This window comes from Pseudomonas sp. RA_15y_Pfl2_54 (genome assembly GCF_963971015.1).
Taxonomy (GTDB): domain Bacteria; phylum Pseudomonadota; class Gammaproteobacteria; order Pseudomonadales; family Pseudomonadaceae; genus Aquipseudomonas; species Aquipseudomonas baetica_A.
Window position 1 is genome coordinate 41,681 of sequence record NZ_CAXAPN010000004.1, and the last position, 24,452, is coordinate 66,132.

Consider the following 24,452-nt stretch of genomic DNA (forward strand, 5'->3'; position numbering starts at 1 on the left):
CGTGGCCCTCAGTGCGCGAGCGTCGATTCGTGGCGCAGCTTGTCGCCGGCCGGGTTGACCGCCTCACGCAGAAAACCGACGCCTGTGCGCCGGTCGAGGCGGAACAAGGTGTTGGTGACATAGACGTCCTCGCGCACGCCCACCACTTCCACCACTTCGCTGACGCAGCGCCGACCATCGGGCAGGCGCGTCAGTTGAATCACCACATCCAGCGCGGCGCAGATCATCTGGCGCAGGGTGCGCTCGGCGATGGCGCGGCCGGTCAGGCCCACCAGGGTTTCCAGGCGCAGCAAGGCATCCTGGGCATTGTTGGCGTGCACGGTACTCATGGAGCCGTCGTGACCGGTGTTCATCGCCGTCAGTACATCAACCACTTCGACGCCTCGGATCTCGCCCAGGATGATCCGGTCGGGACGCATCCGCAGGGCGTTGCGGATCAGGTCGCTGGCCTTGACCTCGCCATGGCCCTCGGCATTCGGTGGCCGGGTTTCCAGACGCACGACATGCGGGTGGCCAAGTTGTAATTCGGCGACATCTTCAATGGTCACGAGGCGTTCGCTGGGGTTGATCAACTGGCTGAGAATGTTCAGTAGCGTGGTTTTGCCCGTACCGGTGCCGCCGCTGATGAGAATGTTGCAGCGCTTGCCCACCGCCTCCTGAATGAAATCGTAGATCGCCTGATCGATGGTTTGCATGGCCATCAGGTCAGTGCTTTTGAGCATGTCCTTGCGAAATTTGCGGATCGACAGGCACGGGCCGTCGAGGGCAATCGGCGGGATGATGGCGTTGACCCGGCTGCCATCGGGCAGGCGTGCATCGACCATCGGTGACGACTCGTCCAGACGCCGACCGAGCGGCGCCAGGATGCGCTGCATCACGCGTTCGACGTGGTGGGCATCGATGAAACGCAGGTCACTGAGGTGCAGCAGGCCATCGCGTTCGATAAACACTTTGTGCGGGCCGTTGACCAGAATCTCCGTCACCGAACTGTCGCGCAGCAGCACTTCGAGCGGGCCGAAGCCGGTCAGTTCATCAACGATTTCTTCGGCCAGACGCTCCATTTCATAACGGGAAATCGCCAGGTGCAGGCGTGCGATGTATTCGGCGACTTTGTCGATGACGAATTGCGCCAGCACCTGCCGCGAGCCCTCCAGCAGGTTTTTCCCGGACTCTTCGATGGCGTCGATGATGTAGCGGTGCAGCACCAGTTTCAGGCCATCGTGATCGGTATTACCGGTCGCCTGGCGCTGTGGGCCGCCGAACAATTGCTCGCCGTTCATGAGGTGCCTCGCAAGCGGTCGAACCAGGTGACCTTCGGTTTGGTCAGGCCTTCAGAGCGTTTGGCCAGGCACTCACCGAGGGTGCGCAGGCTTTGGCTGAGGGCTTCACGCGGCGCCAGTTCGAACAGGGTCACGCCTTGATTTTTGGCGTTCAGGCGCAGTTCCGGGCTGTAGGCGAGCACGGCGATCACTTCCAGGCCGAAGGTTTTGCCCAGTGCCTCTGAGTCGGGCGCAACGTTGCGCAGGTAGCGATCCACCAGCAAGCGGCCGTGGTCGAGTTTCACGCCTTTCTCGCGCCACTGGTTCAGCACCGCCAGATTGCGCCGGCAGTCGAGCACGTTCTGGTCGGTGTACCACAGCAACTTGTCGCAATGGCTGACAAAGGTGCGCAGCGCTTCGCTGTCAGGCTGGCCGGTGAGGTTGACCACGATGTGCTGGAAGTGTTGGCGCAAGGCGCTGAGCAACATGTACAGCTCCGCAGTGCTGGTGCGCTCCAGCGGCTCATCGGCAGGGGCATAGGCGAGAATGCGCAGACCGGCTTCGGTGCTGGTGAAGGCGCTGTCGATCAGGGTCGCGTCGAGGCGTCGCAAGTGGCGCAACGCATCGCCGAAATGGAAGGAACTCTCCAGCCCCAGCAAGGCCAGACTGTCACCGTGGGGCAGCCCCAGATCCAGCAACAGGGTTTGTTGACCACTCTTGTGCACCACCAGCGCCATATGGTTGGCCAGTAGTGCGCCGTCCGCATCGCTTTGCACACCGTAGAGCACCGTCAGCCCACCCAACGGGGTGTTCGGCGTCACCGCCGGCAGACGTTTACTCAGGCGCCGCACCAGCCCGGCGACTTCGCTGGAACGTGAGCCGTAGGCAACAAAGTCTCGCGCGCCGGCCCGCATGGCATTGAGTACAAGCTGATTGTCCATGCCGTCACCGAGGGCGACGATGGCGAGCATCGGTTTGGCTTCCAGAACGCCTTCGATCAACGCGCTCTGGGCCACCAGATGTTCGGGGTCGAGCCCGACGAAGACGAGGCTGGCGCAGGTGACGTCGACCAGCGCCAGCAGTTCATCAAGACTGCCGCCACCGGCACTGACCACCTGCCCCAGCGGTGCTAGCGCGCCTTGCAGCCACTCAAGATCGGTGTCGTTTCGGGTGATGGCAAGGAAGGTCTGATTCGGGCTCTGGCTCATTGCGATAATCCGCTGCGTTTATCGAAGTTGCCGTTTTCAAGGAAGTACAGGCGATACCAGTTGGGGTCGTAGTTGCGCAGTTTTTCCCCGGGCAGCGAAGGCAGTGGTGCATTGACCGCCAGGGGTTGAACCAGGTGCGGGGTGACGATCATCAGCAGTTCACGTTCCTCGCGGTTGATCGATGAATTGCGGAAAAACGCGCCGATCACCGGAATGTCACCCAGCCCTGGAAATTTGCTCACCTGGGAAGCATTTTGCGTGCTGATCAAGCCGCTGATCACGAAGCTCTCGCCGTCGGCCAGCGAGATGCTGGTATCGGTGCGGCGGATAGTGAAGGCCGGCACCGTGGTGCCGCCGATGGTCACGCCATTGTTGTAGTCCAGTTCACTGACTTCCGGGGCGACCTTGAGCGCGATGCGGTCACGGCTGACCACGGTCGGGGTCAGCGTCAGACGGATGCCGAATTCCTTGTATTCGATGGAATAGCTGTTGCTGTTGGCACTGGGCACCGGGATCGGGATTTCGCCGCCGGCCAGAAAACTCGCGCTCTGACCGCTCAACGCCACCAGGCTGGGTCGCGCCAGGGTGTAGGCGAAACCGCTGCCCTCCAATGCATTGACGATGCCGAGAAATTTACTGCTGCCGCCGCCCCAGACAATGTTGAACATGTCGTTGGCCAAGGGAATGTTCGGCGCAGTGATCGGCACCGTACCCGGCCTGACTCCGGTGCCGGGCACCGTGCCCGGAGTGCCGAACAGGAAGTTGTTCGAACCCTTGCCGTAAATCGAAGTGCCGGCCTCTTTGAGTTTGGTACGGCTGACTTCAACAAAACGTATGTCGGTCTGCACCTGCGAGGGCAAGGTCGGATCATCCGTGACCGGCAGGGAAACGGTCTTCATCGCCGCACTGGCCTTACCTTGCACGAACACCATGCTTTGCCGTGGAGCACTGGCGCAGGCCGTCCAGATCATCAGCGTGGTTGCGCCGGGCCCAACGCCTGTGAGCAACACGGCCTTATCGCCGGTGGCACGCACGTCGGCGATTTTCGGATCGCCTACAGCGACCCGCGTGATCGCCACCGGCGATTGCAACGCCTGCTGCAAACCTTCGCCGACTTCCAGCACCGAGGGCAATGGCCCCAGCGCGGCGCAATTGCCGGTGGCGGCGACGGCGCTGCCGATCGAGGTGACACTCAGCAGCGAGGCCCAGAGCAAACCGTTGAACAGAGGCGTAAAGCGTATGCGCATGTAAAGGCGTCCTTGCTCGATTCAGGGTGTGGTTTGGGCGGTTTCAGCACCGCGGATGACTTCAACGGTGGGTTTGCGTGGGCCGGGCTGGCCGGCCACGGCCATGGGTTTGGGCGGCGGGGCCTGGGACAGTTGACTGAACTCGATCAGTTCGCGGCGAGGCGTGTCGAGCTGGGTAGCGACATTGTTTTCGCCCGCCCAGTATTTCGCCAGTTGCTGCTCATCGGCGCTGCGCACGGCCAGGCGCAAGACACCAGCGCTGGACGCCAGCATCAAGCGGCTGGCCAGCGTCTCTGGCACGGCCAGCAGCACGCTGCGGGCGGCCAGGCGCTGTTGTTCCTGTTTGAGTCGCTCCTCATCACTGCGTGCGGGATCTGCAGGCTGGCCGTCGTTGGTCAGGCCCAACTGGTTGCCGACGCCGAGCACACGCACCGCCGACACCACTTGTTGTGCCGAGGGCTGTGGATTGTTTTCGTCCTTGCGCAGAAACAGCAGCACGTCGACGTAATCGCCGGGGGCCAATTGCCCGCCGGCGTTGATGACTTCGTCCACCGCCACCGCCACCGCCCGTTCGCCGGGGCGAATCATGCGGGCCAGTGAGCTGCCGGATTCGAAGCTTTCGTCACTCAGCCAACTGCCGGCGCTCAAGTGCCGCCAAGGCGCACGGCCGATGACTTGATTGACATTGCCCAGGCTGCCGGCAGGCGCAGTGCGCAGTTTTTCCACGGCAACGTCGGCGGCGGTGATGTTCACGAACGGCGGGATGTCTCGCAGCAGTACGACGACGGGCTGACGCGTCGGGTCTTCCACAGGTTCGGTTTTGACGGCTGACGGCACCACAGGCTCAGTGGCGGGGGTAGCGACCGGTTCAGCGACCGGTGCCCGGCTCAAGGTAAGCCCCCAATATCCGGCAATGATGGCGCCCGCCAGTAACAACCCGGCCAGACCCAGAGTGACGCGACTGTTCATGACGGCTCTCCCTTTCCCGCATCGCTTTGTCTCTCATGCAATGTCCCGTGAATTCCAACGAGATAACTTCGCAATCAGGCAGCTATGAACAAGTAACTATTTCGCTATTTAACCGTAGCGCAGGCAGAACAAAACGCCATTACGAAGTGGGAAATATCCAGCAAAAGTAGAGGTCTAAGGCGCCAAATGTGGTTTTCTGCCGTTAAACGGCGCCCTACTACTTAGGTGTTAATCCGTTCTTACAGTTGAAGGGGTGGCAATTGCCAACAATGCTGAGGGTGGCACAGGGAAATCATGTTGCGAACGCGCAACACCTGGTGTGCCCCAAGGAGAATGCTTATGTCGTATTCCAAGGTTGCTCAAAAAATCAAATCTCATCTCGCCCTCTACAAAGGCTTGGGCAAAGACACTGAAGGCGCGTCCGCCATCGAGTACGCGCTGGTCGTCGGCCTGGTGGCGCTGGTGATTGCCGCATTCGGCAACGGTATAGGCAACGCGGTCACCACCATCCTGACTACAATCCAGACCGCCCTCACCTGATCGGACCGATAACTTGTCAATACGCCCATTGGGTTCTACCGTCAGCACTCAGTCCATTGCAGGTGTTGCCCATGAACTCTCCATACTCCCCGCGCCAGCAGTTGCTCCTCGTCGACGATGAAGAAGACGCACTGCTGGAGCTGGCAGAGTTGCTGGAGGGTGAAGGCTTCACCTGTCATACCGCCACGTCGGTGAAGCTGGCCCTGCACCATCTGACCCGCCACCCGGATATCGCCCTGGTGATCACTGATCTGCGCATGCCCGAAGAAAGTGGCATGTCGCTGATCAAGCGGCTGCGTGAACACACCTCACGCCAGCATCTGCCGGTGATCGTCACGTCCGGGCATGCGGACATGGAGGATGTCAGCGATATGCTGCGCCTGCAGGTGCTGGACCTGTTCCGTAAACCGATCTATCACGTACGGTTGCTGGAAACCCTGGACAACCTGTTTCCCAAGTCCAAAGCCCACATCGTTTGAGGTAGCTGACCCCGCATAACACCGGGGTCAGAGGGGATCAATGCGCAGTCACCCGATGACGCATACCCGAATTGCTCGGCGACAACGCCAGCGCCAATTGGGTGCGATTGTGCATGTGTGTCAGGCGCAAGACCTGCGAGACATAGAGCTTGACCGTGTTCTCGGTAATCCCCAGTTCACAGGCAATCTGATAGTTGGTCTGGCCCTTGCCGACCAACCGTGCAACATCGATCTGGCGGGGCGACAACTGATTGAAGATTTCCGGTATCTCCACCCCCTCGCCATCACCCGACGCCTCTTCACTCACCGTCGAAGGCCCGCGGCGTACTTTGTCGAGGTCCTGGTAAAGATCGTCGATCGACTCGGACAGGTATTGCAGCTTTTGATTGAGGTGGCCCAGCTGCAGGGTTTTCTGCCGTTCCCGCAATGCCGCTTCCTGACGCTGCAAACCTTCGAGCAGTTCGTCCAGGTCAATGGGCTTTTGGTAGTAATCGGCAATGCCGGCACGCAAGGCCTTGATCACGTCCTGCTTGTCGGCGCGCCCGGTCAGCATGATGGCCTCGAAGACCCGATGTTTACCCGACAACCGCTGCAGTTCCTGCACCAGTTCAATGCCGTCCATGTCCGGCATGTGCAGGTCGCACAGCACCAGGCCAATGGCGGTGTCCTCGGTGAATTGTTCAATGGCCTGCTTGCTCGACTCGCAAGGCACACATCGGTAGCCACTGCTCTCGATGAATTCGCAGAGTTCCTCGACAATCAGCGGTTGATCGTCGACCACCAGCACCTTTACAACAGATGTAAGCTCGTTCACATGCCACTCCATGCTCGGGCCAAAGGCTGACCGTTCCTGTACTTACAGTACGCTGCCGTACAAACACTGATTTGAAAGTAGACCCACTTTCCGACTATGTACATAGCAGTAGTGGCAAGGCGCGACTAATGGAGCCACAACAAGGTGAGAATTGACCCTGCCAGCACGAACGGTGCAAATGGCAGCTTTTTTGACGCTTCAGGCCTCATATATCGAAGACGTTCTCTAAGCCTTTGACTCATATGCAACCAGAGCCTTGGCGCCAACAGGACCCAGAGTGCACTGGCAAGCGCTGCGCCGATAAACACGCCGAGCAAGTGAGCACCGTCCGTCGCAACGCCAAAGGCTGTCATTAGTTTCACATCGCCTGCGCCAAAACGTTTCAGCGCATAACCGGGAAGGGTGAACGCCAGGGCCAGCAGCACCGCCCAGGCTCCCTGAACCGGTTCGGCGCCGAGCCAAGTGTTGCCGGTCGTCAGTAGATAAACGGTGGCCAACCCTCCAACACCCAAAGTCAGGCCGTTACCGATATGCCGTTGTCGGGCATCCTGCGCCGCGCAAAGTGTCAGCCAGATCAGTAGGACAAAGCTGTGCATGCGGTAAAAAACGTCCCTTTTGGCTGAATGATTCTATGCTGATATTAAGCAGTGAATGTCAGGGTAGACGCACTCATGAAATCCAGCCTCCCCCGCAAGCAAAAAGGCGCTGTCGCCATCGAATTCGCCTTGGTGTTCATCGTGTTCTTCGCCGTGTTTTATGGCTTGGTCAGCTACAGCCTGCCGCTGTTGCTGATGCAGTCGTTCAATGAGTCCACTGCCGAGGCCGTGCGCCGTAGCGTGGCGCTGGATCCGGCCTCTGCCGATTACTCAACCACCGTCATCACCACGGCCCGTACCGAGCTGACCCGCCAATTGGCTTGGCTGCCCGGCGCGTTGAATTTCGATGCGGCCACCGACAGCAACATCACCTATGTCGGCGGCGTGCTGACGGTGACGGTCAACTACCCCACCGCCAAGCTCAATCAGGCGCTGCCGTTTCTGGTGCTGCCCGGCATCGGTTCGGTGCCGCGTCTGCCAGTGACATTGAGCGCGTCTTCGAGCCTGCAATTTTGAGTTCCGGTGACAAGCTGTTCGCTCGCCTGCTCAATCGACAACCCGAGACGCCACAGCCTCTGGACAGCCCTGTGGTGCCGAGTGTCGGCCTGCAGCTGTATCTGGACGGCGAAGGCCACGTCAATCATTTGAGCGGCCCCTTGCGCCATGTGCTGGCGCAGCGGATGTCCGGCCCCCAGCCCGCGCATCTGCTGGAGTATGTGTTGCCCTACAGCAGCCTGGCGATAGAAGGTCGCCCCGCCGACTGGCAAGGACAATTGCTCGACCTCGATTTTTTCAGCCAGAACGGTGCACCGCTGCACTTGCGCGGCTGGGTGCAGGCCCAGGGCGATGGCTGGCTTTTGCAGTTGCTGGACATCGGTGACTTGCTGGGTGAGCGGCTTCAGGCGCGCAATCGTGAGCAATGCCAGTGGCTGGCCACGCAGATGCGCGATCAGTTGCGTTTGTGCAGCCTTGCGCGCCTGCCCGATGTGCTTGGCGAACAACTGCAACGCTTGAGCCAGCAGTTGCACATTCCATGTCTGGCAGTGGCCCTGCTCGATGAGCAAGGCCTGGGTTGGCAGATTCATCAGCACTACGCCGCGCCAGATGCACCGCAGATGTGGCATGACCAGCAACGATTGGGGACCGGGCTCGACAGCCTCAACGGTGCGTTACCACAACGCTTGCTGGCCAGCGAACAACCACGCCTGAGTGCGCTGTTCGGTCTCGACGAAAGCTTCGCCGTGCCTTACCGCGATGCCCAAGGTGTGGCGGCGTGGTTGCTTTGCGCAGGCTACAACGCGAAGCAACAGGCGCCGGACCTGAACGATCACGACTGGCTGCTGTTGGCCGCTGCCGTCGCCGCCCCTCTGCTGGAGCGCCTGCGCGAGCATCACCATCACCAGCAACTGGAGCGCCTGGAGATTCTGCAAGCATTGCTCGGTACGGGTTGGTGGGAGATGACCCACGACGGCAGCGAAATACAGTTGGCCCCGGCACTGGCTGCCAGCCTGGGTGTGACGCTTGAACGGTTGCCGATTCAGGACTGGTTCGCCCCTGTGCATCCTGCCGACCGCGATGAGCTGCGCAGTCGCCTGCAAGCCTTGCAGGATGAGGGCGCTCCGCTGGAAGTATGCGTGCGCCTGCAACGCAGCGATCAACCGCAGCCGCTGTGGTATCGCCTGCAAGGTCGCTCTTTGGGCATCGGCGCCGAGCGAAGGCTGGTGGGCTTCATGCTCGACATCAGCGACATCAAGAATCAACAGCAACAGGCCGCCGCCGCCCATGCACGCCTGGACAATCTGATCGCCAGCGCCCCCGCCGTGATCTACGTGCAACGCTACGTCGAGGGGGCGCTGCAACCAACCTTCTTCAGCGCCAGCCTGCAACCCTTGCTGGGCTGGACGCTGACCGACTGTGACGATGGCCGACTGGTGGAACACATACACCCCGAAGACCGTCCTCGCTATTTCGAACGCACGCGGCAGTTGCTGCGCGAAGGCTCGGTGAGCACGCGATATCGGATGCTCGACCGCCAAGGCAACGCACACTGGCTGCTCGACGAAGCCAAACTGCTGCGCGACGACTTGGGCCTGCCGGTCGAGGCCGTGGGTTTATGGCTGGACGTCACCGAAGCGACCCTCGCCGCCGAGCAAATCAAGACCAGCGAAGAGCGCTACCGGATGCTGGTGGAAGATTCCCCAGCGATGATTTGCCGCTACCGCCCGGACTTGACCCTGACCTTCGGCAACCGGCCCTTGGCGACTTATCTGGAATGCACAGCGGAGCAGTTGCCCGGGGTAAACCTGGGCAACTGGATGTCGGACGAACAGCGCCAGGCGTTCGTCCAGCGCCTGGCGCAACTGACCCCGCAACTGCCAGTGAGCACCGCCGAGATCAATCTGCGCCTGCCCGGCCGCGAACACGCGTGGTGGGTCTGGTCGGATCGCGGGGTATTCGATGAACACGGGCAACTGATCGAGGTACAAGCCGTGGGTCGCGACAACACCGAGGTGCGCCGCTCGCAACAACAACTGACCCAGAGCGCGAAAATGGCCACCCTCGGCGAAATGGCCACCGGCCTGGCCCACGAGATCAACCAGCCGCTGAACGTGATGCGTATGGCCATCGTCAATGTGCTCAAGCGCTTGAACAATGGCGACGCGCAGATCGACTACCTGACCGACAAGCTCAACCGTATCGACGCCCAGGTTCAACGGGCAGCGCGGGTGGTGGATCACATGCGCGTGTTCGGGCGCCGCTCGGAAATCGAACAGCATCCGTTCAACCCCCTCGACGCCATTGAAGGCACGTTGTCGCTATTGTCCGAGGGCTTGCGCGGCAAAGGCGTCGAGTTGCGTATCAAAGAGGCCGGTTTTGAAGTCCAGGTGCGCGGTTACGTCGATCAACTTGAGCAGGTGCTGATCAATCTGATGGTCAACGCCCGCGACGCTTTGCTCGGCAAACGCGAGGCTGACCGCGACTTCCAGCCATGGATAGCGGTCTATGCCGAGTGCGATGAGCATGTGGTGCGACTGTGGGTCGAGGACAACGGCGGCGGTATTGACCCGCGCTTTATTGAACGGATCTTCGAACCGTTTTTCACCACCAAACCGGTCGGCGTCGGCACCGGGTTGGGGTTGTCGGTCAGCTACGGCATCGTCGACAACATGGGCGGACGCCTGAGCGTGCGCAATGGTGACGAGGGCGCGCGGTTTTGTATCGAGTTACCGATTGCGCTGAACGATTAGATCACCAGCATCGGCTGCCCGGGCGGTCGACAACTGAGGTTGGCACCAACGTCAACCTTGTTCAGGGTGATGCCGAGGTTGTCGAGCAAGCCGTCGAGAATAGGGTCCAGCACCGGGCTGAGCAGATTATCGATCACCACGCCCAGTGTGCTGTTGACGCTGGCTAATACGTCGGCGGTGGTGCTGAGCAAGCCGCCGAGCAGGCTCGAACCTGTGGGTCTGTAGGCCTGCACCTGAACTCCGCTCAGCGTGCTTTTGAGGCTATTGACCACTCCCTGTGTGCCGAAGCTGTAGGTCTGCGGTGGTTGCTTGATTTCCGGCGGCTGATTGTAGGTATGGATGCTCTGCATGCTGGCCACCGAGGTATCGACCATCACCCCAAGACCGCCGCCGTAGAACGGTTTGCGCGAGTTGGGATCACAGGTTGCCGAGCCCAAGCCCAGCAACGGAATGGTGCAGGTGATGACCCCGACATCAATCAACGCCAGTGGCTGCACGGTGACATCCGCCGAAGATGAAAAGGCATTAGCGGTGTCGATCTTGCCGACCTTGAGTTTGACCAGCGAGGAGTTGGTCTCAGTGGTCAGGGTTTTCGTCGCGTCGCTGGTGCAGCTGTAATCGATGACATGACTGTCGGCAGCGGCCGCCTCCAGCAAAATGTCGATGGTCGACGTGGGCAGAATCTTCAGATCGGTGCGTTGACAGGTGCCACCCAAGGCACAGAACACCGAGTTCAATGCTCCGGCTATGTTCAGGTGCAGCACATTGTTCAAGGTATCGGTCAATCCGCCCACCAACGGTGTACTGACTATGGCGCTGGCAAGACCGGCAACGCTGGTCAGTACCGGTAGATTCAGCGAGATCAGAGTACGCACCTGCGCGGTTTTCACGTAGATGCGGTTGGCGCCCATGGGATCGGCCTTGGCCAGCGCCGGGTTGCCCACGGCCGATAATTGTGGCGGCTGGATGACTTTGACTTTGACCGTGCCGTTGACCAGCCCCGGAATGCTCAGCGGTACGGCCGCCGCCACTGCGTTCTGACTGTTGGCCACTTGCACGACGGCGTTGAGCAACTGGAACACTTGAAGATTGGCATTGAGCGCCGCCGACGTGGCACCGGTCTGCAGTTGCAGCAATTGCCCGAGCGCCAGCGAAGTGCTGCCGACCGCCCCCTTCAGCCCGAGCAGACCGTCGACCGCGAGGCTGGTAGTGGTGCCACCCTTGGTCAATACAGTGATGGCAGTGTCGATCAGTTGGGTGATCTGGATGTTCTTGCTCAGCAATTGCGTGTAGTTACCGGCGTCGACACTAACGTCGACCGCCAGTTGATTGAGGTAACTGAGCAGGTTGATCTGGGTGCCCACCAACCCCTGCCAGCCAGCGACACTGAGGTTGAGGCTACCATCGAGCATGCCCCCCCATACCGCATTGAGAAGCGCGGACTTGCTGGCATCAACCGTGGTCAGCGTGGTGCCGATGATCAATTGTGCTTGTGGCGGCAGGATCGCGGCGGCGCCGACCGCCGTAGCCGAGAGTCGTGTGGTCGGGGACACGCTGCTGGGTGTGAACAACGCATAAAGAGCGGCGGCAACGCTGGTGGTGACTACCTGCGTAGCGCCGACGCTGATGGCTTCTTTTTTCGAGGCATCTGCGCTAAAGGCCCGCAAGTTATTCGCACCAGTTTGCACGGTGCCGCAAGTCACGGTCAGGGTCGTGCCCTGCGTCAGGCTAAAACTGTTACGCACTGCACTGGCCGTGGCGTACTCGTTTGCAGTGGCACCTGCTAGGCAATCACCACCACGCGATATGGCTTCCAGCGCGGCGACATCGACCACCCGCTGCAAACGACGCTGTTCCATATACAGCCGACCGCTGTCGACCACCAGCACCATGCACCCCAGCGCCAACCCCAGGGTCAGCGCCGCCATCAAACCGATTGCCCCCCGCTGCCGGGCCGGGCCATTGAACTGCGAACGAGGCGACATGCCGCACTCCTTTGCCGGCGCACTGCCGAGCGCTACCTCCGTTGATGGGGATGAGTGTAGACGGGGCTGAGCGAGACTGCTGGCAGGACGCCACTTCACCTGACGACGAACCCTGTGTGGGCTTGCTCGCGAATACGGTGTGCCATTCAATTTTGAATGGGCTGACACGACGCCTTCGCGAGCAAGCCCGCTCCCACAGGGATGGCGTCAACCTGAGGATGGGTTAGCGCGGTGGATAGTTCGCCAGAATCCGGCCGACCGTTTCTCGAACCGCAGCGCTGCGATCCGCCGGGTTGGGGGTGCTGCTGAGCATGCGCTCATCGCTGCCGCGCCACACCAGTTTGCCGTCCTTGCCATCGAGCAGGTCGATCTGGAGGGTCGCGACCTTGTAGGTAATGTTGCGCGTTTCGTTGTACATCGGCGCGCCCCAGTAACCATTCCACGGCCCACCCCAACCGCCGCCATAGTTGGTCGTCACTTGCTGCTGACGATCCTCGACGATCAGATACGCCTGCACACTCAAATCGCCCTTGGCGCCTGCAGCGGCCGGGCGCAAACCGCGCTGGTCCAGTTGATCGGCGACCGCCTGGCGAATGCGTTGTTCGGTCAGGTCGCTCCTGATCCGAGGGTCATCGGGGCGGTATTGCAGGGCGGGCTCTTTCCAGCTCCAACTGCGATACGCGGCAAAGTCGCGGCTGGCATCGAAGTCATGATTGACCGGGTTGGCGGCGCAGGCGCTGAGCAGCGCGGCCATGGCCAGTAAAACGAGACGGCGGAACATGGAATTTCTCCGGTTGAAGACATGAACCTGCGACAGCGCCCCCATTGCTGAGCGCTAACTCGGAGGATACGCCGACAAGGCTTTTTCCACAGCCTCGCGAATGGCATCGGTGCGATCGATCTGGCTGCCCTTGTCCGCCGTTTCGGCGCTGGCACTCCAGACCGGTTGACCGGTGCCGGCATCGAACAAGTCGACCTGCACCACCACTACCTGCTCTTGATAAGTGCGCACGATGGGCACCGTGTTGTACATCCCGTAACCGCGACCATAACGGTCATAGCCGCCGTATCCGCCGTAGTAACCGCTGTTGTCCTGCACCTGGCGCAGGCGGGTTTGCAGGCTCAGACGGGCGCTGACCAACAGGTCGGCCGGGCGGTTGTCATGCAACGGGCGCAAGCCGCGCTGGTCCAGCCCATTGCTGACCGCTTCGGCCACTTGCGCCGAATCGGCCCACGCGGTGCCGGGTGGCAATTGTCCGTTGAGCCACGCCCAACTGCGATAACGCCCGTAATCGCGTGGTGGCGCCGGGTAGGCGCTGCGATCAAAGGTGTTGGCCGCTTGCGGCGGCGCGGGCGGCAAGGGTAGCGACTGCGCCACATAGGGGTTGTTGCCCTGGCAGGCGGCCAACCCCAGACACATCAGCAATAACCCGCATTGAGCGTTCATTTCAGACTCCGATCAGATCGGCCGGCAGATCCAGTGCAAGTAACGCCCAAGCCCGGCGAAGCTTGGGTGACGACGGTGAGCGAGTTCCATCTCGAGCAAATCCACAAGTTCGGCGCGGGCCTGGAATTCGACCGGCATGTAATCGTGGAACACCCTCACCCCGCTTTGGGTTTCGACCTGCCACAGGCCTGCGAGTTGCGTCGCCAGTTCCCGTGGGTCGAGGGGCATCTGCGGGGTCAGGCTTTGTTTTTCGCCGGCCATGACGTTCTTGCGCATCTTCTTGAAATGGCCTTTGAGCAGGTTGCGGTAGATCAGCGCATCACGGTTGTAGAACGCCAGGGACAGCCAGCCGCCGGGCGTGGTCAGTTGATGCAACACCGGCAGGATCGCGTGGGGTTCGGCCAGCCATTCCAGCACCGCGTGGCAGATCACCAGATCGTAGGGTTCGGTGAGTTGCCCGAGCAGTTCCTGCCACGGCGCCTGAATGAACGTCGCGGTTTGCCCGGCATCGGCAAACCGCTGGCGCGCACCTTCAAGCATCGGCTCGGCCGGCTCGGTAAAGGTCACATCATGCCCGCGCTCGGCCAGCCACAGCGACATGTGGCCCAACCCGCCACCGATGTCCAATACGCGCAACGGTCGATCCGGCAGCGCTTCGGCAAGGTCCGCCTGCAACACTGCGAGGCGAATCGCGCCTTTGGCACCGCCGTAGATTTTTTCGGCGAAACGGGTCGCCAACTGATCGAAATGCCGGTCGCTCATCAGCTGAACCGCCGTTCGCTGTCGGCGAGCTTGCTGCGCACCACGTCATTCATGTCCAACCCCAACTCGCTGCACAGCAGTAACAGATACAGGACGATATCGCCGACTTCCTGCCCGGCGTGGGCCAGTTTGTCCGCCGGCAACTGACGCGACTGGTCTTCGCTCAGCCACTGGAAGATTTCCACCAGTTCGGACATCTCGACGCTGGCGGCCATGGCGAGGTTTTTCGGGCTGTGAAATTGCCGCCAGTCATTGCGGTCGCGAATGGCGTGCAGGCGTTCGGTCAGTTCAACAAGGTTCATCGGGCTCTCCTGAAGGCGTATAGCTTCGGGGGGATGCCGGTTGAAGGCAAGGGGCTGTCACAGGATTGAGGCAAACCCTCTATAGTTGCAGGGAACTCGGCCACCCACGTTGTGGCCCAAGGCTCAGCTCTTTCATCAGGATGCACACATGCAGGTAGAAAGCTTTTTCGAATGGCTCGGCCAGGCACTCGGCTCGGTCATCCGCTTTATCGTTGATGGCCTCAGCGGGCTGTTCAACCTGTTGAGCAATGCCGGCGGCAACTTTGTCGACGGTTTGGCCAGGACCTTGGGCATGGATACGTCGATCATCAGCATCATCGCGCTGATCGTCGGCTTGATGCTGCTGTGGTCCGCGATCCGCGCATTCATGAATGCATCGATCATTGCCGGGATCATCTGGTTGCTGCTGGGGTTATGGCTGCTGAGCTGGATCATCCACTGACACCGCAAAACCCTGTGGGAGCGAGCAGGCTCGCCCCCACAATTGATCGCCTTGCAACCCGCATCAATCGCTACAATCCCCGCTCCCCCAAGGAGCCCGCATGTCCAACCTGATTGCCGACTGGCGTGACCGCCCGACTCACCGCAAGGTCTGGGCGCTTGCTGCGCCGATGATCCTTTCCAATATTTCCGTACCACTGGTGGCGCTGGTCGACAGCACTGTCATCGGCCACCTGCCTCACGCCCATCAATTGGGCGCGGTGGCGGTCGGGGCCAGCCTGTATACCTTTCTCGCCTGGGCCATGGGTTTTCTGCGCATGGGCACCACAGGCTTCGCCGCGCAAGCGGCCGGGCGCAGTGATGGCGCGGCGTTGCGGCAAATTCTGTTGCAAGGTCTGCTGCTGGCGCTGGGACTGTCGCTGGTGCTCGGCACTTTGGGCGTACCGTTAAGCGGCGTGGCGTTGCACTTCATGCAACCGTCGGCGGAACTTGATCAACTGACCCGCGACTTTTTCCACACCCGGCTGTTCGGCTTGCCCGCCGCGCTGGCCAGTTACGCGCTGGTCGGCTGGTTCCTCGGCACGCAGAACGCCCGGGCGCCGCTGGCGATACTGCTGACCACCAACCTGATCAACATCGTGCTAAACCTGTGGTTCGTCATGGGGCTGGACTGGGGCGTGGTCGGCTCGGCTCGGGCTTCCGTGATCGCCGAATGGAGCGGTGCCCTTCTGGGGCTAATGCTGACCCGCAAAGCATTGCGCGCCTATCCGGGGCATATTGTCTGGGCCGCCCTCAAGGTGTGGCAGAGCTGGCGCCCGCTACTGGCGGTCAATCGCGACATTTTCATCCGCAGCCTGGCGCTGCAATCAGTGTTTTTCATGATCACCGTGCAAGGCGCTCGTCTCGGCGATGCCACTGTCGCGGCCAACGCATTGCTGCTCAACGGCCTGCTGCTGACTGCTCACGCGCTGGACGGTCTGGCCCACGCGGTCGAGGCGTTGTGTGGACACGCCATCGGTGCCCGTGATCGCCTCGCGTTGCGCCGTTCTCTGGTGGTGGCCGGCGGTTGGTCGCTGATCGCCAGCCTCGGATTCGCCACGCTGTTTTTGCTGGCGGGGCATGTGTTTATCGAAATGCAGACCAACATCCAGAGCGTGCGCGACACGGCGTTCATTTATCTGCCCTACCTCGCCGTGCTGCCGTTGATTGCGGTCTGGAGTTACCTGCTCGACGGTCTGTTCATCGGTGCCACCCGTGCGCGCGAAATGCGCAACGGCATGCTGCTGACAGTGCTACTGCTGGTGCCGTTCGCGTGGGCGCTGCAAGGTTTGGGCAATCACGGTCTGTGGATAACGTTTCTGTTGTTCATGGTGCTGCGCAGTCTCACCCTCGGCGCGCAAGCCCTCTGGCTCAAGCGCAACGACGGTTGGTTCAGCGGCGCGACTCACTGAGTCGGCGTGTGTTCGATGAACCCGACCACTTGATCAAGCACCGGCGCCAGTCGACGCAGTGGCCGTGACAGCGTCGCCACCAGTGTTATGTGATTGGGCCGCGAGTAATACAAATCCTGCACCGGCACCCCGACCTCGCGCAGTTTGCGCGCAAGGCCGCCGGTGTTGCGTGTCGGGTTGACCAGATCATCTTTGTTCGCGGCGATCAGCAGAGCCGGTGGAGCGTGGCGACTGACGTGATTGATAGGCTGCGATTGCGGCGGTGAGTCCGGCCAGAAAAACACCGGGCGCACGTCTGGATTCTTGATCGGCAGAAAATCATAAGGCCCGGCCAGACCGATCCAGCCGCTGATGTCACCGGGCGACATGCCCACCGCCGCGAGCCAGTCCTTGTCCAGCGCCAGCATCGCCGCGTTGTAGCCACCGGAGCTGTGGCCCATCAGATACAAGCGCTGCGGATTGCCGGAAAACTCGCGGATGTGCGTTTTGGTCCAGGCAACCGCCCGGGCGCCATCCCGCAAGAACTGCGGGTAACGCACCTGCGGATACAAGCGATAATCCGCCACCACCGCGACTATCCCCCGCGATGCCAGCGCCTCACCGACAAACGTGTAGTCTTCACGCTCGCCACTGTTCCAACTGCCACCGTAGAAAAACACCACCACCGGCGCATCCGGCAACGCATGATGCGGCACATACACATCGAGCTTCTGCCGGGGATCGTCACCATAAGCAATGCCCCTGGTTTTGTCGAACGTGGTGTCCGGGGTCAGCGCATTGAGCAGTTTGACCGGTGAACAACTGCTCAGTGCCAACAGCAACACGCCCCCCAGCATTGCGCCGAACCCTTGCCGGAAAAAACCTGCCATACGCGCAGAACCTCATCTCAAAATTGATCGCCGTGCCACTGGCGACGTACATGGTCAAGCCGCTCCTGCTGGGTCAGCCCCACCGGGGGAGGCACCAGCACGGCACGCGGATGCAGCAAGCGTAGCCACAACCAGCCATCGAGCACGGTGCGGTCGCTGAACCCCAGCTCCAGGCCTTGCTGGACATGGGAGGCCATTGCCGCGTAATCGGTTCCCAACGATTGGCACCAGCGCCAGATGTGCTGCTCCAGCAGGCAGGTTTGCAGGCGCTCGCGCTGACGACGGGTGAGGTTTTCTTCGATGTTCAGTGGCTCGACGGCCAGCCCGGGGTTACGCAACTGCTGCCAACCCTGACTGCCAATCGCGTAGTCGGCCCAGGTGCCACCGAACCAACGCAACAGGCGGATCGGCCCGAGCCAGCGACTCAATTCGCCAGCGTCGCAGGCGTCGAAAAAATAGCTCGCGGTCTGGCGGTTGTAATAGCTGAGCAAGGCCCGATGGCTCAAGCCGAACGAGACCGTGAGCATGCGCTGCAAGTGGCTGAGCAGCTCCTGCGCCGTTGCCTCGCTGCCCAGCAGCAGACCGCGCCAGGTATCCGGGTCGCTGTGACACAACGACGCCAATGCCGGGCAATCGTGCAAGTCGACCAGCACCGGACCGTGCTCACTGACCGGTTGAAACTCGGTACCGTCAAACAGCCTGAAGCGCCGCACTCCGGGGAAGCCCTGATGCAATACCGTCAATGCCCGCGCGGCATCCGCGCCGTCGAGCAACAGCCATTGCGCCGTCGGCTCATGCGCCGCGCCACTCATGTTGCGCCGCTCTGTTCAAGCGCCGCGACCAGCCGACAACTGCAGACCGACTCTGCGCAGTGGCTGAAACTGCCACCTCCCGGAATCAGGCACAGCAGCAATAATGGTTCGCCCGACGTCAGCAGTTGCTGCAAGCCTTCACTCACCAGCCGGTCCGGCACAGGCACCGGCGGCTCATCGCTGATCTGCGCCTCCATGACCGACGGCAGGAGAACGCCGCTGATCACCGGTTGATCTGGATCGCCCTCAAAGAAACTCACCACCACTTCCACGCCATCGCTCAGCGCCGCCAACGGCGCATCGGCCAAGGCCGGTGCGAGCGGCAGCCAACAATGACTCGGCGCCGCACCTTCGCCCTGATAGAGCCAATCGAACTGCACCGCCACCGGCCGCCTGCAGTCAGGCTGCGGCTCATCGACCGTCACCACCCAGGCCCGCTGCAGGCTGTGCATGCGTGGTCTCGACGGCATTGCGGCCGCCGCAGACGGCGGCAACTGCAGCGCGCCGAACAGTCGGTTGGCATAGGGCAGATCAAGGGCCGGATCCGCGCTATGTTCAATCCGCGTCAACAACCAATGGCGATTGCACTCGGCGAACGGATGATCGGCCAGGCGCAGCCATTGACCGCTGCGCAACGCCGCCAAATCACTGCGTCCTTCAGCATTTGGCGCCTGCCACGCGCCCTCGCCCTGAAACGATTCCAGCAATTGCCAACGGTGTACCGCGGGAGAAGAAAAAGGATCGGCGTGCTCGCCTTGATACTGCGCGACGTCAGCCAATGGCAACTGTGCCGGATCATCGCCGAACACCAGGCAATGCCGGTCGTGCGCGTGTTCAAAGAAATAGTGAATCCGTGCCTGCGCGCACAAGCGCTGGAGCAGTTGCAGATCGGACTCACGGTATTGCGTGCAGAACGTGCGGGCCGGGTAGTCGCCGCGCAACGCGAAGCGTCGCTGAGCGCCGACAATCCCGTGTTCCCTGAGTACCTGATCGATGATCTGCGGCACCGTTCGGCCACTGAATATCCGCTGACTGATACGCAGGTCAAGGCAACCGAGTTTCGGCCCCAGACGGATCCGGCTCAGCCGCGAACCGTGCCCGTGCTCATGCTGGACAAGACTCTGCAACTGCCCGTGCAAGCCCTCCCCCGACGGTCCGAAACACAGGAACGCCGAACGGTAAAGCAGGCCGGCGAGATCCAGCTGCGGATCGTCGATCAACACATCGATCTCGAACGCAAAAGGCTCGCTGAGGGCTTCGCTACCGGTAAAGGCCAGGACTTCGAAAGGGGCGGACAGGCCCGCTACATCGAGACGAAACGACGACTCGTTGACTGGATCGAACATGGGCGGATCTCTACAGGAGGGGCGGTCGGGGATTCTCGCCGAGACCCCGTGCCGAGTAGAGTGCCGAAGTACAACTTAGGAAATGACCTACGCGAAAAGCAGACCGGATGACTTTGCCGGCCTGGATAGCCAAGCATTTCGCGAAGATTTTGGGATGTATCCCACCGAGCCATCCGATTTTTCCGCAGCGTTTGGGAAAATTTCAGACAACCCGGCGAGATTGCAACCTGGCCTCAGGAGGACAGGTAGGAGGAGCGGGTCAGGCCCAGACGCAAGGCATCGAGAAATTGCGTACGTTCGCTGGCACTGATGCGGGCACTGGCGCATTTGTCGCGGTAGTGAGTCATCAGTTCTTCCGGCGACAAGTGCACGTAACGCAGCATGTCTTCGATGGTGTCGTGGGTTTCGATGCCGGCGTGGTACACGCTGCCATCGGCGTTCTGGTAGATGTTCACCGAGTCGGTGTCACCGAACAGGTTGTGCATGTCGCCGAGGATTTCCTGATAGGCGCCGACCAGGAACACACCCAGCAAGTAGTCTTCACCTTCGTTCAGGCCGTGCACGGGCAGGCTGGTCTCGATGCTCTGCTCGTCGACGTACTGGTTGATCTTGCCATCGGAGTCGCAGGTCAGATCCTGCAGCACGGCACGACGCAGCGGCTCTTCGTCGAGGCGGTGCAGCGGGATGATCGGCAGTACCTGATCAATGGCCCAGGTGTCCGGCAGGCTCTGGAACACCGAGAAGTTGCAGATGTACTTGTCGGCCAGCTTGTCGTTGAGCTCGTCGAGTACCTGACGGTGCGAACGCTGACGGGCTTTCAGCGAGTTGTGCAGGCGACGGCACACGGCGAAGTAGCACTGCTCGGCCAGGGCTTTCTCGGCCAGGGTCAGTTTGCCGTCGGCGTACTGAGCTGCCACGTCGCTCATGTAGTGCGTGGCGCGCCAGTAGGTTTCGGTGACCATTTCAATGTCGGTCGGACCCAGCAGGTCAACCAGCCACTGCACGGTTTCCGGCAGCGATTCCTTGTTCTCGATCTTCGGCACGTCGTCGTTGTGTTTCTCGACGTCGGTTACCTGCACCACCAGCATCGCGTGGTGCGCGGTCAGCGAACGGCCGCTTTCGGAGAAGATGTGCGGGTGCGGCAGGCTCTGCGCGTCGCAGAACTCCTTGAGCATCCCGACCACGACACCGGCGTAATCGTCCATGTCGTAGTTGATCGAACTGGCGTTGCGCGAGTGCGTGCCGTCGTAGTCGACGCCCAGACCGCCGCCAACGTCGATGTGATCGACCGGCAGACCAAGATTGCGCAGCTCGCCGTAGTAACGGATCGCTTCCTTGAAGCCGTGCTGATAGTCAGCCAGGTTGGCAATCTGCGAACCCATGTGAAAGTGCAGCAGGCGAATGCCTTGATCCAGGCCGGCCGCGCGGAAGCGCTCGACAACCGACAGCAGTTGCGCCGCCGACAGACCGAACTTGGACTTCTCACCACCGGTGTCCGCCCACTTGGACGACGCCAGCGACGACAGACGCACGCGCAGGCCGACCTGTGGCTTGACCTTGAGCGAGGCGGCTTCGTCGATCACCAGCGCGACTTCGGACTCTTTTTCGATGACGATGAACACGTTGTGACCGAGCTTCTGGCCCATCAGCGCCAGACGAATGAACTCGCGGTCCTTGTAACCGTTGCAGACGATGGTGCCGCCCTTCGGCGCCAGTGCCAGCACGGCCAGCAGCTCAGGCTTGGAGCCGGCTTCCAGACCGATGGAGACGTCCTGAGTGGCGATGATGTTCTCGATCACCGCTTCTTGCTGGTTCACCTTGATCGGGTACAGCGCGGTGTACTTGCTCTGGTACTCCAGGCGCTCGATGTTCGCATCGAAAGCACCGGTCAGTTGACGGACACGGTCTTGCAGGATGTCGGGGAAGCGAACCAGCAACGGCAAGGACAAACCGCTTTGGCGCAGTTGGTCGACTTGCTCGAACAAGTCGATAGGCGAACTGTTCGGGCCGTTCGGACGAACTTCGACGCGACCGGCGTCATTGATCGCGAAATACCCGGCCCCCCAATGGCGAATCCCGTAAACACTGCGGCTGTCCGCAACTGTCCATTGGCTGCCATCGTCTTTGCGTGTGCGTCTTACGGACATCGAAGTCCCCTATAAAGAAGTCATAGTGCGTCGCCTGATCTCAGGCCGGCGCAGTCTAAAGAATGAAAATGACGGTTCGTCAGCGCGGCGGTAGACCGCGCTGACAGCGTGGAGTTTAGAAACCGGTCATGAACAGGCTCTGTGAAACCATGGAGACGACGCCGATGCTGAAACTGTTCAGAACCGGATCAAGCCGCAGGTGGGTTTCACAGAGGCTGCTAGCCGCCGGACTTCTTCGCTTTGAAACCGTGCTTGATCAGCTCAGCCAAGAGTAGCTCGACATGATCGCCCTGGATTTCGATGATCCCGTCTTTCAACGCCCCACCGGTGCCGCAACGTTTCTTCAACGTTGTCGCCAACTCTTTGAGCGCGTCTTCAGCCAGCGGCACGCCGGTGATGGTGGTCACCGTCTTGCCGCCACGGCCCTTGCTCTCGCGACGCACGCGGGCAATGCCGTCACCGGCCGGGATCACGGTTTGTTTGCAGATACAGGCGTCCACCGGTTTACTGCATTCCGGGCAATGACGACCTGCGTCGGTGGAAAATACCAGGCCACCTAGGGCGGCGAAGGATGCGGCTTTTTTGGCCACCGGCAATCCTCTTGGGAGGACAAAGACTGATCGCAACCTTGGGCAAGGTTATCGACCGCGAAGCCCCACTCAGGCAGGGGCAGCGCTACTGCACCGACGCTTCACTGAAAGCAGTCCGGTACAGCTTGAAAAGGTCGCGCAGTGTAACGGCAAAAACGCCGATTGCTAAGAGCCAATCAGCGCCAATTTATGTGTTCTTTGCGACGTCGCTTTGCTGAGCCTTCAGATAGCGCTTGAGCGCAGCCAAAGAGTCCGGGCAATAAGGCTTTTGCTCGATTTCGCGCATCACTTGTTCGACGGGAATGAAGCGCGCTTCCAGCACTTCCTCGGGCTGCAGGATCAGCGGACCATCCCACACCGCGGAAAACGCCGAACACCACAGACGGTTGCCGGTGTCTTCGAAGTAGAAATGGTCGTGAGCGGTAAGTTCAACGCCGCTCACACCCAGTTCCTCTTCCAGCTCACGGGCCGCCGACTCGGCGTAAGTCTCATTCGCCTGAACCATGCCGCCGGCCGCCACGTCCCAGTAACCGGGATAAATGGCCTTGCTCAACGTGCGCCGGTGTACGCAAAGGTCGCCGGCAGAATTGAACAGCATGATGTAAGTGCCGCGACCGATCAGCCCTCTATCGCGCAAATCGGCACGTACCAAGGCACCGAGCAGGTTGTCCTGCTCGTCAACCCAGGCAATGTGTTCGGCATCCGAGGCAGCGCGATGCGCCGCCTCTTTGGCGCTCTGAGTCATGAATCAGCCCTGATTGAGCAGTTGACGCAAATCGATGACGGCGGCATTAGCCCGGGAAATATAGTTGGCCATGACCAGCGAGTGGTTGGCCAACACGCCGAAGCCACTGCCGTTGAGGATCATCGGGCTCCAGACAGGCTCCTGCGAGGCTTCCAGTTCGCGGATGATCTGACGCACGCTGACGGTGGCGTTCTTCTTCGCCAGCACGTCGGCGAAGTCGACTTCGATGGCGCGCAGCAAGTGCGACAGCGCCCAGGCCTGACCGCGAGCTTCGTAGAAAACATTGTCGATCTGCATCCACGGGGTTTCGACAACTTCTTCGTCGACCTGCGGCACTTGGCCAACGGCCGGCGCTTCGGTTTTCAGCGCGGTGTTGAGTTTGACCCGGCCAACGCTTGCCGAAAGCCGTTGCGACAGCGAACCCAAGCGGGTGCCGACATCGCCCAGCCAGTTGTTCAGGTTATCGGCACGGGCGTAGAACAGCGCGTTTTTCTGGGTCGGATCAGACAAGCGTGCCTGATAACGGCTCAAGGAGTTGATGCCTTCCTGATACTCCGACTCACTGGACGGCAGGATCCAGCTCTTGTTGTCGAAGTTGAAACGCGGTTCGGCCTTGGCCAGATCGGCATCTTCCGCCGACTGCGATTGCGAACGGGCGAAGTCTTTGCGCAGGGCACGGGTCAAGTCGCGCACTTGCACCAGTACGCCATATTCCCAGCTCGGCGTGTTGTCCATCCACAGGCCTGGCGGGAAGCGGTCATTGGAAATGTAACCGCCCGGTTTGTCGAGCAAGGTGCTGGCAACGGTCTTGAGGGTTTCGACGGTGGTGTAGCCGATCACCATTTGCTTGCCTTCTTTCTCGGCAGCCACCTGCGCGTTTTGTGCCACCGCAAACAGCGCCGGCTCCTGGCTCCAGTACCAGCCAAGGCCGATGGTCACCAATAGATAGATGCCGACCAGCGTGGCCAGCGCACGGCTGAACAACACCCCGCCGGCATAGCTGCGGGTTGCCGACTTCGGCTCGGCAGCACGTTCAGGCGCGCTGCCCGCGCGGTTTTTCCAGTCCAGCATGGCGATATCCTTTCAATCACTTGGGTTCAACGGTTCGACCACAACCATACAACAACGTGCCTTGGGCCGGCACCCGCCATTAAAGATAAGCAGTAATTCGTTCGAGCGAATGAAGCAACATTTG

Annotated in this window: 24 protein-coding genes; 6 read left to right on the forward strand and 18 right to left on the reverse strand. The window is 61.0% G+C overall.

The window, feature by feature from the left end; translation table 11 throughout:
* Positions 1 to 8: 8 nt before the first annotated feature.
* The 4 genes from AACY50_RS04070 to cpaB are packed head-to-tail and all read right to left on the reverse strand — an operon-like array spanning position 9 to position 4,683.
* Positions 9 to 1,280, reverse strand: a complete 1,272-nt coding sequence (locus AACY50_RS04070) for a CpaF family protein (protein WP_339431871.1) — start codon at positions 1,278 to 1,280, stop codon at positions 9 to 11.
* Positions 1,277 to 2,467: a pilus assembly protein gene (locus AACY50_RS04075; RefSeq protein WP_339538188.1), complete on the reverse strand. Its 1,191-nt coding sequence runs from the start codon at positions 2,465 to 2,467 to the stop codon at positions 1,277 to 1,279. Before AACY50_RS04075 ends, AACY50_RS04070 begins: the two co-directional genes overlap by 4 nt.
* Positions 2,464 to 3,714: a type II and III secretion system protein family protein gene (locus AACY50_RS04080; protein ID WP_339464621.1), complete on the reverse strand. Its 1,251-nt coding sequence runs from the start codon at positions 3,712 to 3,714 to the stop codon at positions 2,464 to 2,466. The genes AACY50_RS04075 and AACY50_RS04080 overlap by 4 nt, the downstream gene beginning before the upstream one ends.
* A gap of 21 nt (positions 3,715 to 3,735) precedes the next feature.
* Positions 3,736 to 4,683: a Flp pilus assembly protein CpaB gene (gene cpaB / locus AACY50_RS04085; protein WP_339538189.1), complete on the reverse strand. Its 948-nt coding sequence runs from the start codon at positions 4,681 to 4,683 to the stop codon at positions 3,736 to 3,738.
* A gap of 339 nt (positions 4,684 to 5,022) precedes the next feature.
* Here cpaB and AACY50_RS04090 point away from each other — a divergent pair, with 339 nt between their 5' ends.
* A complete protein-coding gene (locus tag AACY50_RS04090) occupies positions 5,023 to 5,223 on the forward strand; it encodes a Flp family type IVb pilin (protein ID WP_339431867.1) in 201 nt (66 codons plus the stop codon).
* Between the two features lie 71 nt (positions 5,224 to 5,294).
* Positions 5,295 to 5,702 (forward strand): response regulator, encoded by a 408-nt coding sequence (locus tag AACY50_RS04095; protein ID WP_339431866.1) that lies wholly within the window; start codon positions 5,295 to 5,297, stop codon positions 5,700 to 5,702.
* Between the two features lie 37 nt (positions 5,703 to 5,739).
* Here the strand turns inward: AACY50_RS04095 and AACY50_RS04100 are convergent, their stop codons facing one another.
* Together AACY50_RS04100 and AACY50_RS04105 are read right to left on the reverse strand one after the other, a co-directional pair.
* Positions 5,740 to 6,516, reverse strand: coding sequence for a response regulator transcription factor (locus AACY50_RS04100; RefSeq protein WP_339431865.1), 777 nt, complete (start codon positions 6,514 to 6,516; stop codon positions 5,740 to 5,742).
* A 125-nt stretch (positions 6,517 to 6,641) separates the two neighbouring features.
* On the reverse strand, positions 6,642 to 7,112 hold the full coding sequence (locus tag AACY50_RS04105) for an A24 family peptidase (RefSeq protein ID WP_339431864.1): 471 nt from the start codon (positions 7,110 to 7,112) through the stop codon (positions 6,642 to 6,644).
* A 75-nt stretch (positions 7,113 to 7,187) separates the two neighbouring features.
* Between AACY50_RS04105 and AACY50_RS04110 the strand changes: the two genes are divergently transcribed.
* Together AACY50_RS04110 and AACY50_RS04115 are read left to right on the forward strand one after the other, a co-directional pair.
* Entirely contained in the window at positions 7,188 to 7,628 is a 441-nt protein-coding gene (locus AACY50_RS04110; RefSeq protein ID WP_339431863.1) for a TadE/TadG family type IV pilus assembly protein, read from the forward strand.
* A complete protein-coding gene (locus AACY50_RS04115; protein WP_339538190.1) occupies positions 7,625 to 10,360 on the forward strand; it encodes a PAS domain-containing sensor histidine kinase in 2,736 nt (911 codons plus the stop codon). The genes AACY50_RS04110 and AACY50_RS04115 overlap by 4 nt, the downstream gene beginning before the upstream one ends.
* On the opposite strand, the gene AACY50_RS04120 is transcribed toward AACY50_RS04115, so the two are convergent.
* The 5 genes from AACY50_RS04120 to AACY50_RS04140 all read right to left on the reverse strand — a co-directional run bounded on the left by AACY50_RS04120 (position 10,357) and on the right by AACY50_RS04140 (position 14,856).
* Positions 10,357 to 12,345, reverse strand: a complete 1,989-nt coding sequence (locus tag AACY50_RS04120) for a pilus assembly protein TadG-related protein (protein ID WP_339538191.1) — start codon at positions 12,343 to 12,345, stop codon at positions 10,357 to 10,359. The genes AACY50_RS04115 and AACY50_RS04120 overlap by 4 nt on opposite strands.
* Before the next feature lie 223 nt (positions 12,346 to 12,568).
* Positions 12,569 to 13,126 carry a DUF4136 domain-containing protein gene (locus tag AACY50_RS04125; RefSeq protein ID WP_339538192.1) on the reverse strand — a complete coding sequence of 186 codons (558 nt, stop codon included), beginning with the start codon at positions 13,124 to 13,126 and terminating at the stop codon, positions 12,569 to 12,571.
* A gap of 54 nt (positions 13,127 to 13,180) precedes the next feature.
* Entirely contained in the window at positions 13,181 to 13,792 is a 612-nt protein-coding gene (locus AACY50_RS04130; RefSeq protein WP_339431859.1) for a DUF4136 domain-containing protein, read from the reverse strand.
* Positions 13,793 to 13,804: 12 nt separating this feature from the next.
* The gene (locus AACY50_RS04135) at positions 13,805 to 14,554 is read right to left on the reverse strand and encodes a methyltransferase (protein WP_339431858.1); all 750 of its coding nucleotides are present in this window, start codon (positions 14,552 to 14,554) and stop codon (positions 13,805 to 13,807) included.
* Positions 14,554 to 14,856, reverse strand: coding sequence for a MazG-like family protein (locus AACY50_RS04140; RefSeq protein ID WP_221732792.1), 303 nt, complete (start codon positions 14,854 to 14,856; stop codon positions 14,554 to 14,556). Before AACY50_RS04140 ends, AACY50_RS04135 begins: the two co-directional genes overlap by 1 nt.
* A gap of 148 nt (positions 14,857 to 15,004) precedes the next feature.
* On the opposite strand from AACY50_RS04140, the gene AACY50_RS04145 reads away from it, so the two are divergent.
* Entirely contained in the window at positions 15,005 to 15,298 is a 294-nt protein-coding gene (locus tag AACY50_RS04145) for a hypothetical protein (RefSeq protein ID WP_339431857.1), read from the forward strand.
* A 100-nt stretch (positions 15,299 to 15,398) separates the two neighbouring features.
* Positions 15,399 to 16,748, forward strand: a complete 1,350-nt coding sequence (locus tag AACY50_RS04150) for an MATE family efflux transporter (RefSeq protein WP_339431856.1) — start codon at positions 15,399 to 15,401, stop codon at positions 16,746 to 16,748.
* On the opposite strand, the gene AACY50_RS04155 is transcribed toward AACY50_RS04150, so the two are convergent.
* The 7 genes from AACY50_RS04155 to AACY50_RS04185 form a co-directional block, all read right to left on the reverse strand.
* Positions 16,742 to 17,617 (reverse strand): alpha/beta hydrolase, encoded by an 876-nt coding sequence (locus tag AACY50_RS04155; RefSeq protein ID WP_339538193.1) that lies wholly within the window; start codon positions 17,615 to 17,617, stop codon positions 16,742 to 16,744. The genes AACY50_RS04150 and AACY50_RS04155 overlap by 7 nt on opposite strands.
* Positions 17,618 to 17,634: 17 nt before the next feature.
* Complete coding sequence (locus AACY50_RS04160) at positions 17,635 to 18,429, reverse strand: DUF4123 domain-containing protein (protein WP_339538194.1); 795 nt, start codon at positions 18,427 to 18,429, stop codon at positions 17,635 to 17,637.
* Complete coding sequence (locus tag AACY50_RS04165; protein WP_339538197.1) at positions 18,426 to 19,775, reverse strand: type VI secretion system Vgr family protein; 1,350 nt, start codon at positions 19,773 to 19,775, stop codon at positions 18,426 to 18,428. Before AACY50_RS04165 ends, AACY50_RS04160 begins: the two co-directional genes overlap by 4 nt.
* Positions 19,776 to 20,008: 233 nt before the next feature.
* A complete protein-coding gene (gene speA / locus AACY50_RS04170; protein ID WP_339431852.1) occupies positions 20,009 to 21,922 on the reverse strand; it encodes an arginine decarboxylase in 1,914 nt (637 codons plus the stop codon).
* Positions 21,923 to 22,140: 218 nt separating this feature from the next.
* A complete protein-coding gene (locus AACY50_RS04175; protein WP_007914613.1) occupies positions 22,141 to 22,512 on the reverse strand; it encodes a translation initiation factor Sui1 in 372 nt (123 codons plus the stop codon).
* A 187-nt stretch (positions 22,513 to 22,699) separates the two neighbouring features.
* Positions 22,700 to 23,257 (reverse strand): NUDIX hydrolase, encoded by a 558-nt coding sequence (locus AACY50_RS04180; protein ID WP_339431851.1) that lies wholly within the window; start codon positions 23,255 to 23,257, stop codon positions 22,700 to 22,702.
* Positions 23,258 to 23,260: 3 nt separating this feature from the next.
* Positions 23,261 to 24,328 carry a DUF2333 family protein gene (locus AACY50_RS04185; RefSeq protein WP_339431850.1) on the reverse strand — a complete coding sequence of 356 codons (1,068 nt, stop codon included), beginning with the start codon at positions 24,326 to 24,328 and terminating at the stop codon, positions 23,261 to 23,263.
* Positions 24,329 to 24,452: the final 124 nt, after the last annotated feature.